Source organism: Ruminococcus callidus ATCC 27760 (assembly GCF_000468015.1).
Classification (GTDB): domain Bacteria; phylum Bacillota; class Clostridia; order Oscillospirales; family Ruminococcaceae; genus Ruminococcus_C; species Ruminococcus_C callidus.
The window spans coordinates 22594-22935 of the sequence record NZ_KI260386.1 but is presented as its reverse complement, the minus strand read 5'-3'; the positions used below and the strand labels follow the sequence as shown (position 1 = coordinate 22935).

1 pseudogene is annotated in these 342 nt (G+C 45.9%); it reads left to right on the top strand.

Annotation, left to right across the window (positions count from 1 at the left end):
- Positions 1-342 (top strand): annotated as a pseudogene (locus tag RUMCAL_RS15930) (hypothetical protein); the annotation flags it as partial.

Here is a 342-nt window from a genome sequence, read left to right as displayed (position 1 = left end):
CTTTAAAAACCACGACTTCCACTGCCACAAGCACAGCTACTTCAACAACGACTACTTCCACCACCACAAACACGACCACTTCAACAACCGCAACTTCTACTACTACAAGCACGACTGCTTCGATAACTACAACTTCCGCTACTACAAGCACAACCACTTCAACAACGGCAACTTCCACCACCACAAGCACAACAACTTTAAAAACCACTACTTCCACCACCACAAGCACGACCACTTCAACAACCACAATTTCCACCATCACAAGCACGACTACTTCGGCAACGACAATTTCCGCTACAGCAAGTACAACCACTTCAACAACCGCAACTTCTACTACTACAA